We start from the raw sequence: 13,349 nt of genomic DNA, 5'->3' as shown, positions 1-13,349 counted from the left end.
GGACGCCGGGACCGGCAGCTGCCACTCGGCACCGATCCCCAGCCGCCCCGCGGCCTCGGCGATCGCGTCCGGCCCCACCTCGGCCCCCAGGTCGGCGAACCCGACACTGCAACTGAAGGCCAGGTTGCGGGCCAGGTCCGGCTGGCCGGACAGGACCCCGCCGCCGGGATTGACGAAGGTGTGCCCGCCNTTAGCCGCAGGGCACCACGTCGTCCGGCGCGGCGGCGCCCGACTCCAGGGCGGCCAGGGTCGAGACCATGGTGAAGGTGCCGCCCGGAGTGAAGGAACCGGTGAGGGCGCCGTCGTCGGTGGTGCTGCCCGAAGCGCTGGCCGCGGCCATGATCTCGCCGCTGCCGGTGTCGACGGCCACCAGGTAGCCGTTGCCCGGCAGCGTGTCCAGCGCGCTCTGCGCGGCGAGCTGCACGCCCAGGTCCAGGGTGGTGTCGATGGCGCCGCTGCGCTCACCCTCCCAGGCCCTCAGGACGTCGGTGATCTGGCCCGACCCGTCCAGGGAGACCACCTGGGTGGTACCCGAACCGGCGAGCTCGTGCTGGAAGATGTTCTGGAGTCCACTCAGGCCGACGGTGTCGCCCGCCTGGTAGGAGCCCGGCACACGGGAGGAGACCCGGTGCTCGGCCGTGCCCGCGACCTCGCCCAGCAGGAACGGCGCCACCCGGGGCGTCATGTTGACCTGGACCTCCTGGGTGTCCACCCCGGGGATCCGGGAGGCCTCGTTCAGCAGCGTCTCGTCCACGCTCGAACCGCGCATGAGAACGAGGGGCTGGAACTGCTCGGGCGGCGCCGAGCGCACGCGGTTCAGGAGCGGGTCGGGATCCTCCTCGAGGATTTCGGCGAGCTGGGTGACCCCCGCTTCCTTGTCCTCCATCTCACCGGGGAGCACGCCGAAGGCCGTCACGCTGTTCGCGGTCACCAGCGGCTCACCGTCACGGTCGAGGATCTGGCCGCGCTCCTGGCTCTCGTAGCTGACCGCGAGGCGCTCCTCCTCGCTCAGGTCGGGGTGCAGGACGCTCGGAGCCCAGGCGATCTTCCAGCCCTCGGGCCCCCACTCCAGGGTCATGTGCCCGGTGTAGTTCCAGGTCGGGTCGCCGATACCGAGGTCGGCGTTGACCCCGAACTCGGCCTCGGCCGACTCGCCCTCGCGGGAGATCGGGCCCAGCTGGAACCGGAGTGAGGCCAGGTCGAGCTGCTCGTGCATGTCCGTGAGCGCGGCCGCCACCTGCTCGGGGTCACCGTCGGTGTAGGTGGCGGCCGTCGCGTGGTCTCCGTCCTGCCACGCGAGCAGGAACGACCTGACCGCGACCTCGGGACTGGGGTGCGGTGTGCACGCGGCAAGGGTGGCGGCGAGGAGCAGGCCGCTGCCAGCGGCCGTGATCCGGCCAAGGGGACGGGGGGACACCGTGTGTGTTCCTTTCGGACGCCTCATCGACGACGGCGGAGCGCGCGTTCCATGTCCCGCTTCGCTTCGCGTTCGGCGATGGCGTGGCGCTTGTCGTACTCACGCTTACCGCGGGCCAGAGCGATCTCGACCTTGGCCCGTCCGTCGCTGAAGTACAGGGACAGCGGGACCAGCGTGCGGCCGGGCTCTCGGGTCTTGCCGATCAGCCGGGAGATCTGCTCGCGGTGCAGGAGTAGCTTACGCGATCGTCGGGCGGCGTGGTTGGTCCAGGTGCCCTGGGAGTACTCCGGGATGTGCACGTTCTCCAGCCACACCTCACCGTCGTTGATGTGCGCGAAGCCGTCCACGAGGGAGGCACGGCCCTGCCGGAGCGACTTGACCTCGGTACCGGTGAGGACGAGGCCCGCCTCGTAGGTCTCGTCGATGTGGTAGTCGTGCCGGGCCCGGCGGTTCTGCGCGATGAGCTTGCGTCCGGTTTCCCGTCCCACAGATGTGTCCCTTCATACGTCCGGGGGGCACGAGGCCCCCCGGTTCTTCGAGTCCTTCCCGCCCCCGGCGGCGGCCCTCAGATCTTGAGGTAGCGGCGCAGGGTGAGGAACGAGGTGATGGTGCACAGCAGCACGCCGAGGATCACCGAGACCCCGATGACGTACAGCAGCGAGCCGGTGCCCAGGGCCACGTCGAACTGGAACCAGTCCTCGATCTGCGTGAGCAGCGTGAACCGGGTGGCCACGATGAAGCCGGAGGCGATGATGCCACCGATGAGACCCGCGACCGCGCCCTCCAGGAGGAAGGGCAGCTGGATGTAGAAGTTCGACGCGCCGACCAGCCTCATGATGCCGGTCTCCCGGCGGCGGCTGTAGGCCGACAGCCGGATCGTGTTGCCGATCAGCAGCGCGGCGGCGGCCAGCTGGACACCGGCGAGCACCAGCGCCGCGGCCCTCAGCCCGTCCAGCAGGCCGAAGAACTGCTCCAGCACCTGCTGGTCGTCGGAGACGGTGTCGACGCCCGGAGCGCCCTCCACCGCGGCGCGCACGGTGTCGTAGTGGGAGGGGTCGGTGAGCTGCACCCGGTAGTTGTCCGGGATGTCGCCCTCCTGCGCGGCTTCGGCCAGCGCCTCGTTGGAGGAGCCCAGGCGCTCCTGGAAGTCCTGCCACGCCTCGGCCGCGGTGAGGTAGTCGTAGCTCTGCACCTCGGCCAGGCCGTCAAGGGTGTCCTCGAGCGCCTGGCGGTCCTCGTCCGTGGCCGGACCGCTCTCCTGGCAGGTCTGGGTGGGCGAGATCTCGTTGCACATGTAGACGGTGAGCGTGATCCGCTCGTCCCAGTAACTGCGCATCTCGGAGACCTGCTGGTTGACCAGTAGACCGGCGCCGAACAGGGTCAGTGAGATGGCCACCGTCGTGATGACGGCGATGGTCATCGTCAGGTTTCGGCGAAGGCCGATCCACGTCTCGGAGAGAACGAATTGTGCTCGCATGATCTGTTAAAGGTCCATCCTTCGGGGCTTCGCCGCGCCGGTCCTCGCAGCAGGAGGTCAGTACGCCTGGCCGTAGACGCCGCGCGTCTGGTCGCGCACTACCAAGCCCTCTTCAAGCTCGATCACGCGCTTGCGCATCGAGTCGACGATGGCGGCATCGTGGGTCGCCATGACGACGGTCGTGCCCGTGCGGTTGATTCGGTCCAGCACCTTCATGATGCCGATGGAGGTGGCGGGGTCGATGTTTCCGGTGGGCTCGTCGGCCAGCAGGATCTGCGGGCGGTTGACGAAGGCGCGGGCGATGGCCACGCGCTGCTGCTCACCACCGGAGAGTTCGTGGGGCATGCGTCCGGCCTTGCCCTCCAGGCCGACGAGTTCGACGACCTCGGGGACGACCTTGCGGATGAAGCGCCGGGGCTTGCCGATGACCTCCAGGGCGAAGGCGACGTTCTCGAAGACGTTCTTGTTCGGCAGCAGGCGGAAGTCCTGGAAGACACAGCCGATGCGCCGGCGCAGGTGGGGCACCTTCCAGTTGGACAGGCGCGACAGGTCCTTGCCGGCGACGTGCACACGCCCCTTGTCGGGCTTCTCCTCCTTGAGGACCAAGCGGAGGAAGGTCGACTTACCGGAGCCGGACGGGCCGACGAGGAAGACGAACTCGCCCTTGTCTACGTCAATGGAAACGCCGTCGAGCGCGGGGCGCTTCTGGGTCGGGTAGACCTTGGTGACGTTATCGAAGTGGATCACAGGCGCATCACAAGGTTCTCGAAGGTATGGGCACCCGGCGTGGAGGGCACTCCGCGCGGGATCGTACCGGCCACATGGCCAACCGACAGTGTAGAGGGGGGAGCGGCCCGGATTGTCCCGGTCGCCTCACACCCGAAGATCAGTGCACCATCGGACAACAGCCCCGAGCATATCGGAGGCGTCAACCGATGATAACGTTCACATATAGCCGTTTCGGTAAAACTGCGGAGTCGTGATCATCACCATTGGGACACAACATCCACATGTGTCCCATCCGATTACCTGAAGTACGTACTCCGCGACCGGGCGTGTCACCTCCGCCGTCATCGACCGGGCTCGGTGGGTGGTTCGGGCGCCGCCGGGGTTGCACACGACGAGGCGGGCCGCGGGCGCAGCCGAGGAGGAGGAACCCCTGGGTCCTCGGGCGCACGGACTGGGAGGATACCGCGCCGCGGGCGTTCGTCGAGGACGCTGGCCCGTACAGGCACGCGGCGCCCCCTGCGGGCGACCGGCGGGCCGACGCGGGCGAAGGCCCGAGGAAACACGGAACCTAGGCGTCCTCCGAGCGCTCACGGCTGCGCAGCCAACGGATCTCGGCGTCGACGAAGTCGTCGATGTCCCCGTCCAGGACCCCCGACGTGTTGCCGGTCTCGGCACCGGTGCGCACGTCCTTGACGCTCTGGTAGGGGTGCAGGACGTAGTTGCGCATCTGGGTGCCCCAGCTGCTCACCGAGTCGCCGCGGATCTCGTCCAGCTCCGCCTGTTCCTCCTCGCGCTTGCGCGCCAGCAGTTTGGCCTGGAGCATCGACATCGCGGTGGCCTTGTTCTGCAACTGTGACCGCTCGTTCTGGCAGGACACCACGATGCCGGTCGGCGTGTGGGTGATGCGCACCGCCGAGTCGGTGGTGTTGACGCCCTGGCCGCCGGGGCCGCTGGAGCGGTACACGTCCACCCGCAGGTCGCTCTCGTCGATCTCGATGTGGTCGCTCTGTTCCACCATCGGAACGACGTCCACTCCCGCGAACGAGGTCTGGCGCCGGTTCTGGTTGTCGAACGGCGAGATACGCACCAGGCGGTGCGTGCCGTGCTCACCGCGCAGGGTGCCGTAGGCGAACTGGGCCTTGACCGCGAAGGAGGTGGACTTGATGCCCGCCTCCTCGGCGTAGGAGGTCTCGTAGATCTCCGTGGGGTAGCCGTGCCGCTCGGCCCAGCGCAGGTACATGCGCTGGAGCATCTGCGCCCAGTCGGCGGCGTCCACACCGCCCGCCTGGGAGTTGATGGTCACGATGGCCTCGCGCTCGTCGTGCGGCCCGTTGAGGAGGGTGCGCACCTCCAGCTCACCGATGTCCTTGCGCAGCTGGTCGAGCTCGCGGTCGGCCTCCGCACGGGTGTCGGGGTCGTCCTCGGCCTCGGCCAGCTCGTAGAGCACGCCGAGGTCGTCGAGCCGCTGACCGATGCCGTTGACCTTGTTGACCATGGACTCCAGGCCGGAGAGCTGGCGCGTCACCTTCTGCGCGTTGTCCTGGTCGGCCCACAGCTCGGGGTCGGCGGACTGCTCGCGCAGTTCGGCGATCTGGGTGTGCATGGCCTCCAGGTCCAACACGGCGGTGACACTCGCCAGGGTCGCCGCGAGGTCCTTGATCTTCTCTGCTGGGTCCAGTTCTGCCACGGACCCCAGTGTAGGGCCCAAGGAGCGGGCGGGTCGCCCGGCCGAACAGGGTGGGGTCCCGTGCCGGAGCTCACACGGCGATGTCGTCCTCTCCCGTCAGGGGCCGGAAGACCGCGTCGTAGTAGAGGTCGACGGTGGTGGCCAACAGCGCGTCGACGTCCGTCCCGGGAGAGGTGATCACCTCCAGCGCCACGCCCTCGACCATGCGGGTGACGACCGTGGCCACGAGGTCGACCCGGATGGGCCTGGTACTGCCGTTGCGGTACAGCCACCCGAGGTCCTGCTCGACGGTCCGACGCAGCCGTTCCCGGAAACCGTCCCACTTCCCGCGGTACTCACCACGCAACTGACTGGCCTGGTGCAGGGCCAGGATGATCTCCCGCTCCCTCTCGCACAGGCGCAGCAGGGAGCCGATCCCGGCGCTCAGGCGCTGTCTGATGCTCGCGGCCCCGCCCACCTCGTGGAGGCTGGCGAGCATGTCGCGCAGGACCGCGTCGACGATCTCCGTGAAGACCTCGTCCTTGGACGGGAAGTAGCTGTAGAAGGTCCCGTGGGCCACATCCGCGCGCTCGGTGATGTCACTGACCGTGGTTCCCGTGAATCCCCCGCTGCGGAAGCTCTCCCGGGCCGCCTCCAACAGGGCCGACCGGTTGCGGGCACGGCGTCGGTCGCGCCGCGTGGGGGCCACCGCCGGGTCCCGTGTCTCCTGTGCTCTCCCGCCCATGTGGTCCTTCCCTCGCGGCTTCGGTGTCCGACCCCGGCGTCAACGGGTGAAAGGCCTGGTGGTTCGGGAAGCCGCCGTCCGCCGTTCGCTCCGACTCCGCCACAGAGTACATTTATGACTGACGGGTCAAAGATGACTGCCAAGTCAAAATGGAGGGTCGGGATGGCCACGCAGGAGCTGGAGGACGGCACGATCCACTACGTGGACCGGGGTTCGGGACCCGTGCTGGTGCTCCTTCCGGGACTCGGATACGACCACTCGCTCTGGGAGCCGCAGATCGAGCGGTGGTCCGGTGACCACCGCGTGCTCGCGCTCGACCCGCGTGGCGTGGGCGGGTCGTCGCGGCTGCACGTCCGGAGCGGGATCCTGGCCGCGCAGGCGGCCGACATCGCCGTCGTGCTGGACCGGCTCGGGATCGACCGGGCCGTGGTGTGCGGCGTGAGTTACGGTGGCGTGCTCGCGCAGAGGTTCGCACTGGACCATCCGGAACGTGTGGCGGCCCTGGTGACGGTCGACTCCTTCAGCGACACGCGGCCCCGCTCGTTCGCGGAGGCGGTCAACCGGGTCCTCCTGGAGCTGACCGGCTGGCTGTGGCTGTTCCCGCGCCTGTTGCGCCCCGCCATCAGCCGCCAGTACGCCCGGTGGCCGCTGGCGCGCCGGTACATGGAGGCCGGGCTGGAGAGAATGCGCGGACCGGAGACCGTCCGTATCCGCTACGCGCTCAACCGTGTCTCCCACACGTCCCAGCTGCCGCGGTTCGACGGTCCAGCGTTGGTGGTCACGTCCGACTCACCGTGGTTGCTGCCGATGTCCCGCCGTATCGCCGACGCGCTTCCCCGCGGGCGCCTGACGGTCATCGAGGACTCGTTCGACCCGTCGAACCTGTGCCGCCCCGAGCGCTTCGACGAGGTCCTGGGTGACTTCCTGCGCGAGACCGGCCTCTAGGTCGTGTTCCTCGGACCGTTCCGTGCCCGCGGCCCACGGACCGCCTACCGCCGCGCCGGCGACGCCCGCACGGCCAACCGGGCAGCGCCGCGCGCCACGTCCCGCGAGAGACGGTCGGACCCCCGCTGCGCGGTGCCGCCGAGCCCGCGAGGCAGGGCACGGCAGGGGCGAGGGCCGCTCGCGGGGTGCCGGCTCCGCCGACAGGCACGAGAGCATCCAGAAAGACACTCCCCGGCTCCCGGCCGCTCGGCGCCCCGGACGCGGAAAGGGGACCGACCGCTCCGGCCGGCCCCCTCGGACCACTGGTCCTCCCTGGTCCGCTAGTCCACCAGGCTGCGGAAGGACCGCAGCGCCACGGACAGCGTGGCCAGGTCGAACCGCTCGTTCTCCTGGATCTCCGAGAGCGTGATCCCGGCGCGGTCCACCCGGTCGCGGTTCTGGTCGACCCAGGCGGCGATCAGCTCCGACGTCCCCTCCGCCGGACCGCTCTCCAGGACCCGCGCGGTCAGGTCGGCGTGCGCCGCGTACAGGTCGTCACGCAGGGAGGCCCGCGCCGTCGTGGCCCACCGGTCGTCGCGCGGCAGGTCGATGATGCGCTCACGCCACCAGCTGATGTTGAGCCGGTCGGCCAGCTCGAAGTAGAGCTCGGCGACCTTCTCCACCGGACGACCGGTGCGCTGGGAGATCTCCACCAGGTCCAGAGTGGAGTAGGCGGGCACCATCACGGCCACCTGCTCGGCCAGCTCGGTCGGCACGCCCATCGACGTGTAGCGGTCGCGACGCTCGACGAACGCCTCGCGGTCGCGGCCCCGCAGCAGCTCGACCAGCTGCGGCATCACCTCGCCCACGCTGTCGGCGAAGTAGCCGATCTCGCTGCTGATGTCGAACGGGAACGTGCGGTTGCGCAGCAGCCACCGGGCGGAACGCTCGACGAGCTTGCGGGTCTCCAGCAGCAGGACGAGCTGGCTGTCCATCGGGATCTTGTGGTCCAGCTCCTCCACACGGGTCCAGAACCGGCGCAGCCCCAGTACGTCCTGGACCACGAGGTAGGCGCGGGCGATGTCCGCGGGGCTGGAGCCCAGTTCCTCGTTGAGCCGGAACGCGAAGGTCAGCCCCGAGCGGTTGACCATCTGGTTGACGACCTGGTTGACGATGATCTCCTGGCGCAGCGGGTGCGAGGCCACGCCCTCGGCGAAGCGCTCCGACCGCAGCGGCGTCGGGAAGTACGCGGTCAGGATGTCGGCCAGGTAGGGGTCGTCGGCCAGGTCGGACACACCGATCTGGTCCTTGAGGCTGATCTTGGTGTACGACAGCAGGGTCGCGAACTCGGGGCTGGTCAGGCCCCGGCCCGCCGCGCGCCGTTCCGCGATGGCCTTGTCGGAGGGCAGGTCCTCCTGCTTGCGCTTGAGGACCTTGGTGCGCTCCAGGTACCGCATGTACCGGCCGTGGACGTGCAGCATCTGGCTGTCCTGCTTGCGTGAGGCGGCCAGCACGGTGTTCTGCGCGTCGTTGTTGTCCAGGACCAGCTCCGCGACCTCGTCGGTCATGTCGATGAACAGCTGGTCGCGGTCGGCCTTGTCCAGTGTGCCCGCCCGCACCTCGCGGTCGAGCATGATCTTGATGTTGACCTCGTGGTCGGAGGTGTCCACACCGGCGGAGTTGTCGATGAAGTCGGTGTTGACCCGGCCGCCCTCGCGGGCGAACTCGATCCGCGCGTCCTGGGTCAGGCCCAGGTTTCCGCCCTCGCCGATCACCTTGACCCGCAGCTCGGCGGCGTCCACGCGCACCTGGTCGTTGGCCTTGTCGCCCGCGTCGGCGTGCGTCTCGGTGCTGGCCTTGACGTAGGTGCCGATGCCGCCGTTCCACAGCAGGTCGGCGGGGGCCGTGAGCACGCACTGGATCAGCTCGTCGGGGGTGAGGGACTCGACGCCGTCCTCGATCCCGAGGGCCTCGCGCACCTGCGGGGTGATCGGCACGGACTTGGCGGTGCGCGGGTGCACCCCGCCGCCCTCGGAGATCAGCTTGGTGTCGTAGTCCTCCCACGTGCTGCGGGGCAGGTCGAAGATCCGCTTGCGCTCCACCCAGGAGGTGTGCGGGTCCGGGTCCGGGTCGAGGAAGACGTGGCGGTGGTCGAAGGCGGCGACCAGCCGGATCTGCTGGGACAGCAGCATCCCGTTGCCGAACACGTCGCCGGACATGTCGCCGATACCGACGACCGTGAACGGTTCCTCCTGGACGTTCACGCCCATCTCGCGGAAGTGGAACCGGACCGACTCCCACGCGCCCCGGGCGGTGATGCCCATGGCCTTGTGGTCGTAGCCGACCGAGCCGCCGGAGGCGAAGGCGTCGCCGAGCCAGAAGTCGCGCGCGACGGAGATGGCGTTGGCGGTGTCGGAGAAGGTCGCGGTGCCCTTGTCCGCGGCGACCACCAGGTAGGAGTCGTCGCCGTCGTGCAGGACGGTGCGCTCGGGGTGGACGGTCTCGCCGTCCACGAGGTTGTCGGTGACGTCGAGCAGGCCGCTGATGAACTGCTCGTAGCAGGCCACGACCTCGGCCATCACCTCCTCACGGCTGCCGCCCCGGGGCAGGCGCTTGCACACGAAGCCGCCCTTGGCGCCGGTGGGGACGATGACGGAGTTCTTCACCATCTGGGCCTTGACCAGGCCGAGGATCTCGGTGCGGAAGTCCTCGAAGCGGTCCGACCAGCGCAGCCCGCCCCGCGCGACCGCGCCGAAGCGCAGGTGTACGCCCTCCACACGCGGGGAGTAGACGTACATCTCGAACCGGGGCCGCGGGTTGGGCAGGTCCGGGATCTCCTGCGGGTTGAGCTTGAGCACCAGGTAGGGGTGGCCCTGGTAGTGGTTGGTGCGCAGCGTGGCGCGGATGACCGCCAGGAACGAGCGCAGGATGCGGTCGTGGTCCAGGCTGGCCACGGACTCCAGTTCGCCCTCGACCTTGCGGACGATGACCTCGGCGCGCTCGTCGCGTCCCTCGCCGGGCTGGTCGGGGTCGAAGCGGGTCTCGAAGAGCTCGACCAGCAGGTTGGCGATGCCCACGTTGGCGACCAGGACGTCGGCCAGGTACTCGGGGGTGAACGTGGAACCCGTCTGACGCAGGTACTTGGCGTAGGCGCGCAGCACGGTGAGCTGGCGCCAGTCGAGTCCGGCGCGCACGACCAGGGCGTTGAACCGGTCGCTCTCGCCCAGGTCGCGCCAGGAGGCGTCGAAGGCCTCCTCGAACAGGCACTTGAGGCGTTCCGGCGCCAGGTCGGAGTCGGGGATCGGGCCGAGGCCGAAGTCGTAGACCCACACCCGGCCCACGTCCCGGACGGTGACGTCGTAGGGCCACTCGTCGACGACCTCCACGCCCAGGTTCTCCAGGACGGGCAGGACGTGCGAGAGCGAGATGGGGTCGCCGATCCGGTAGAGGCGGAACCGCCAGCAGCCGGCTTCGGCGTCCTCGCGCTGGTACAGGACCGCGGAGAACTCGCCGTGCCGCTTCTCGGGCGCGGTACGGGAGAGGAGCTTCTCCAACTCGCAGATGTCGGCCGCCGCGGTGACGGGGGTGTTGTCGACCTTGTAGGCCTCGGTCAGCCCGCTCGCGTAGCGCTCCTTGAGCTCGGTGGCGCGCACGGGGCCGAACGCCTCGGCGAGGGCGTCGTCGAGGTCCAGGTCCCAGGAGCGCGCGGCGTCGCGGACCTTCTCCTCCAGGGCGACCTGGTCGATGTCGGCCAGGGTCTGCCCGTGCTGGGCGCGGGCCACCAGGTACAGGCGGGCCAGCGGGGCGGAGCCGATGAGCACGTTGTGGTCCATGGTGGCGCCGTGGAAGGCGTCGGCCAGGACGTTCTGGATGTCCAGGCGCACCCGGGTGCTGTACTGGTCGCGCGGCATGTACACGAAGCAGGACATGTACCGGCCGCCGTAGGGGTCGCGGCGCATGAACAGCTTGGTGCCGCGCCGGTCGCGCAGGCGCAGGACGCCGCGGACGATGTTGTACAGCTCGCCCACGGGGATCTGGAGGAGCTCCTCCCGGGGGAAGGTCTCCAGCAGCTCGGTGAGGTCCTTGCCGTCGTAGCTGTCGGCCTCGAAGCCCGCCAGGGAGAGCACCTCGGCCTGCTTGCGGCGCATGATGGGGATCTGGGAGATGCTGGTGGTGTTGGCCTGCGAGGTGAACAGGCCGAGGAACCGGCGCTCGCCCACGATGTTGCCCTGGGCGTCGAACTTCTTGACGCCGATGTAGTCCAGGTACTTGGGCCGGTGGACGGTGGCCCGGGAGTTGGCCTTGGTCAGGACGAGGATGTAGGGCTCGCGGGCCTTGGCGCGGATCTCGGGGGGCAGGGCGGCGAAGCTGGTGGAGGCGGGCGAGTCCATCCGCAGGATGCCCAGCCCTGACCCCGGCTCGGGACGCAGGGAGTCGTTGCCGTCCTCGTCCGTGACCAGGGCGTACTCGCGGTAGCCCATGAAGGTGAAGTTGCGCCCGGAGGTCCAGCGCAGGAAGTCGACGCTCTCGCCGATCTCGCTCGGATCCACTCCCCCGGCCACGAGGCGGTCGGGGTAGGCGGCCAGCTCGTCGGCGATCCGGATGGCCCGGTCGCTCATCTTGGCGGCGTCCTCGTCCACGTAGCGCACGTCGGCCAGGACGCTCTCCACGCGGGCGGTGATCTCCTCGACGCGCCCGGGGTCGAGCTGCGGGTCGATCTCGATGTGCATCCAGGACTCGTCGGTGGGCAGCAGGCCGTCGCCGCCGATCTCCGGGTCCACCTGGCGCAGGCGCCCCTCCAGGTCGCGGCCGACGGTCATCTGGGGGTGGACGATCAGCCGGATCCCGGCACCGAGGTCGCTGAGCGCCATGGTGACGGAGGAGACGAGGAAGGGGGCGTTGTCGGTGACGACCTCCACGACGCTGGTCTGCTGTTCCCAGCCGTCGCGCTCGGCGTCGGGGGTGTAGACGCGGACCTTGGCGCGTCCGGGGACGCGTTGGGCGCCGAAGGAGCGGTGGGCCTCGGCGGGGCCGCAGATCTGCTCCGGGGAGCGGCCGCTGATCTCCTCGGGGTCCGTGTGGCGGTAGTACACGGGGAGGAAACGGCGGACGGCGTCGGCCTCCTCGGGGCTGATGCGCGCCCCCGGGGACCACTTGGAGGCCGCCTCGCTGAGCAGCTTCTGGAGATGGACGTCGGATTGCCCGGACATAGGGATCTCTCACTCCTTTGTGAGCAACGTCGCACGAGCGCCGGCAGAACGACCGGTCATGTGACCTGTGAACTTCTGTGCCGCCGTGTGATTTCGCGTGAGCCCCTTGGGCCGCAAGGAACCCACGAGCATGTCGGTCGAGGTTGGGTCTGGTACTGGGCCTGTGCGCACAGGCGGTGGGTGAACGGGGCTCCGGACGCCGTTGTCCCAGCCCCGTCCCCTGCCAAGGCTACTGGTATTCGACCCCGAGGACAGGACCAACACCGTTACATGGTGGTTGCTGACCGTTGGGGACACATTGCGGTGATCGGTGACTGCGTACACGAAGCGGCACCTACCCTCCGGCGGCGGCGAACATGTCGTTACTTATTCGTTACCTGCTGGATCGCGGTCATCACGGCCCTGGGGTCGGTCAGGTCGGGCAGGACGACGGACGCGCCCGCGTCGCGGAGCTGGCCCTCCGTGGTCGATCCGTTGAGCACGGCGACCGGGGCCGCGCCGCCGATCATCGCGGCGCGCACGTCCGGGGCCGAGTCGGTGATGAGGACCGTCTCGTCCTCGCCGTAGGTCCGGCCTCCGTCTCCCGCCGCGTGCAGGCGGATGGACTGGATCAGGCTGGACTTGGGGTAGTTGACCGACCCGTAGCCGCCGATCGCCAGGTTGAGGTAGGTGTCCAGCCCGAAGGCGACCAGTTTGGCCGTGGCGTTGGCGCGGGTGCTGCCGCTGACCACGGTCTGGACCGTCTCGGGCATGGAGGCGACCGCCGCCAGCGAGGCCGCGGCACCGGGCATGACGCGGCCCTTGGAGAGCAGTTCCTCGGAGCGCCTGCCGAAGGACTCCTCCAGGGCGTCGAGGAACGCGGCGAGGGAGTTCGTGTCGGGTTCGACGTCGACGTAGTTGCGGGCGCAGAACTCGAAGAACATCTCCGAGTCGGTGCGGCCCGCCGAGGAGGTCAGGTAGACCAGCGGCTCACCCGTGACCCTCTCGAAGGCCTCGGCGTAGGCGGCCCTCGTCACTCGCCCCACGTCGAGGAGGGTGAGGTCGATGTTCCAGAGCACCAGGCGGCTGATGGCTGACTCCTCGCTGGACGGACCGGGCAGGGACGGGTCCATCTTGCCGCATGGGTCGGGAAAGGCGGAAACCTCCGTCCGGGTCCGGCCACGGGGGACGGCCCCGAATGG

At 69.4% G+C, this 13,349-nt stretch carries 8 protein-coding genes and 1 pseudogene; 1 reads left to right on the top strand and 8 read right to left on the bottom strand.

The features are described from left to right. The 6 genes and pseudogenes from D455_RS30160 to D455_RS32195 form a co-directional block, all read right to left on the bottom strand. A pseudogene (locus tag D455_RS30160) lies at nucleotides 1–1,417 on the bottom strand (penicillin-binding transpeptidase domain-containing protein); the annotation flags it as partial. 23 nt (nucleotides 1,418–1,440) lie between these two features. Beyond that, nucleotides 1,441–1,905, bottom strand: a complete 465-nt coding sequence (gene smpB, locus D455_RS0112105; RefSeq protein ID WP_017570988.1) for an SsrA-binding protein SmpB — start codon at nucleotides 1,903–1,905, stop codon at nucleotides 1,441–1,443. A gap of 77 nt (nucleotides 1,906–1,982) precedes the next feature. Continuing rightward, entirely contained in the window at nucleotides 1,983–2,894 is a 912-nt protein-coding gene (gene ftsX, locus D455_RS0112100) for a permease-like cell division protein FtsX (protein ID WP_026122553.1), read from the bottom strand. A gap of 57 nt (nucleotides 2,895–2,951) precedes the next feature. Beyond that, entirely contained in the window at nucleotides 2,952–3,641 is a 690-nt protein-coding gene (ftsE, locus tag D455_RS0112095; RefSeq protein ID WP_017570986.1) for a cell division ATP-binding protein FtsE, read from the bottom strand. A gap of 550 nt (nucleotides 3,642–4,191) precedes the next feature. Then, a complete protein-coding gene (prfB, locus tag D455_RS0112090) occupies nucleotides 4,192–5,310 on the bottom strand; it encodes a peptide chain release factor 2 (RefSeq protein ID WP_026122552.1) in 1,119 nt (372 codons plus the stop codon). Between the two features lie 70 nt (nucleotides 5,311–5,380). Beyond that, nucleotides 5,381–6,034 carry a TetR/AcrR family transcriptional regulator gene (locus tag D455_RS32195; RefSeq protein ID WP_017570984.1) on the bottom strand — a complete coding sequence of 218 codons (654 nt, stop codon included), beginning with the start codon at nucleotides 6,032–6,034 and terminating at the stop codon, nucleotides 5,381–5,383. A 162-nt stretch (nucleotides 6,035–6,196) separates the two neighbouring features. Here D455_RS32195 and D455_RS0112080 point away from each other — a divergent pair, with 162 nt between their 5' ends. Next, nucleotides 6,197–6,979: an alpha/beta fold hydrolase gene (locus D455_RS0112080; protein ID WP_017570983.1), complete on the top strand. Its 783-nt coding sequence runs from the start codon at nucleotides 6,197–6,199 to the stop codon at nucleotides 6,977–6,979. Nucleotides 6,980–7,299: 320 nt separating this feature from the next. Here the strand turns inward: D455_RS0112080 and D455_RS0112075 are convergent, their stop codons facing one another. Beyond that, nucleotides 7,300–12,168 carry an NAD-glutamate dehydrogenase gene (locus tag D455_RS0112075; RefSeq protein ID WP_017570982.1) on the bottom strand — a complete coding sequence of 1,623 codons (4,869 nt, stop codon included), beginning with the start codon at nucleotides 12,166–12,168 and terminating at the stop codon, nucleotides 7,300–7,302. 362 nt (nucleotides 12,169–12,530) lie between these two features. Further along, complete coding sequence (locus D455_RS0112070; protein ID WP_017570981.1) at nucleotides 12,531–13,280, bottom strand: HAD family hydrolase; 750 nt, start codon at nucleotides 13,278–13,280, stop codon at nucleotides 12,531–12,533. Nucleotides 13,281–13,349: the final 69 nt, after the last annotated feature.

Origin of the sequence: Nocardiopsis halotolerans DSM 44410, from assembly GCF_000341065.1 — a bacterium.
Lineage (GTDB): Bacteria > Actinomycetota > Actinomycetes > Streptosporangiales > Streptosporangiaceae > Nocardiopsis > Nocardiopsis halotolerans.
This window is presented reverse-complemented; position numbering and strand designations above follow the sequence as displayed.

Excerpts from the sequence above, each read along its gene's own strand:
- D455_RS0112075 (WP_017570982.1), bottom strand. The coding sequence starts at position 12,168 with ATGTCCGGGCAATCCGACGTCCATCTCCAGAAGCTGCTCAGCGAGGCG.
- ftsX (WP_026122553.1), bottom strand. The coding sequence starts at position 2,894 with ATGCGAGCACAATTCGTTCTCTCCGAGACGTGGATCGGCCTTCGCCGA.
- D455_RS0112070 (WP_017570981.1), bottom strand. The coding sequence starts at position 13,280 with ATGGACCCGTCCCTGCCCGGTCCGTCCAGCGAGGAGTCAGCCATCAGC.
- D455_RS0112080 (WP_017570983.1), top strand. The coding sequence starts at position 6,197 with ATGGCCACGCAGGAGCTGGAGGACGGCACGATCCACTACGTGGACCGG.
- D455_RS32195 (WP_017570984.1), bottom strand. The coding sequence starts at position 6,034 with ATGGGCGGGAGAGCACAGGAGACACGGGACCCGGCGGTGGCCCCCACG.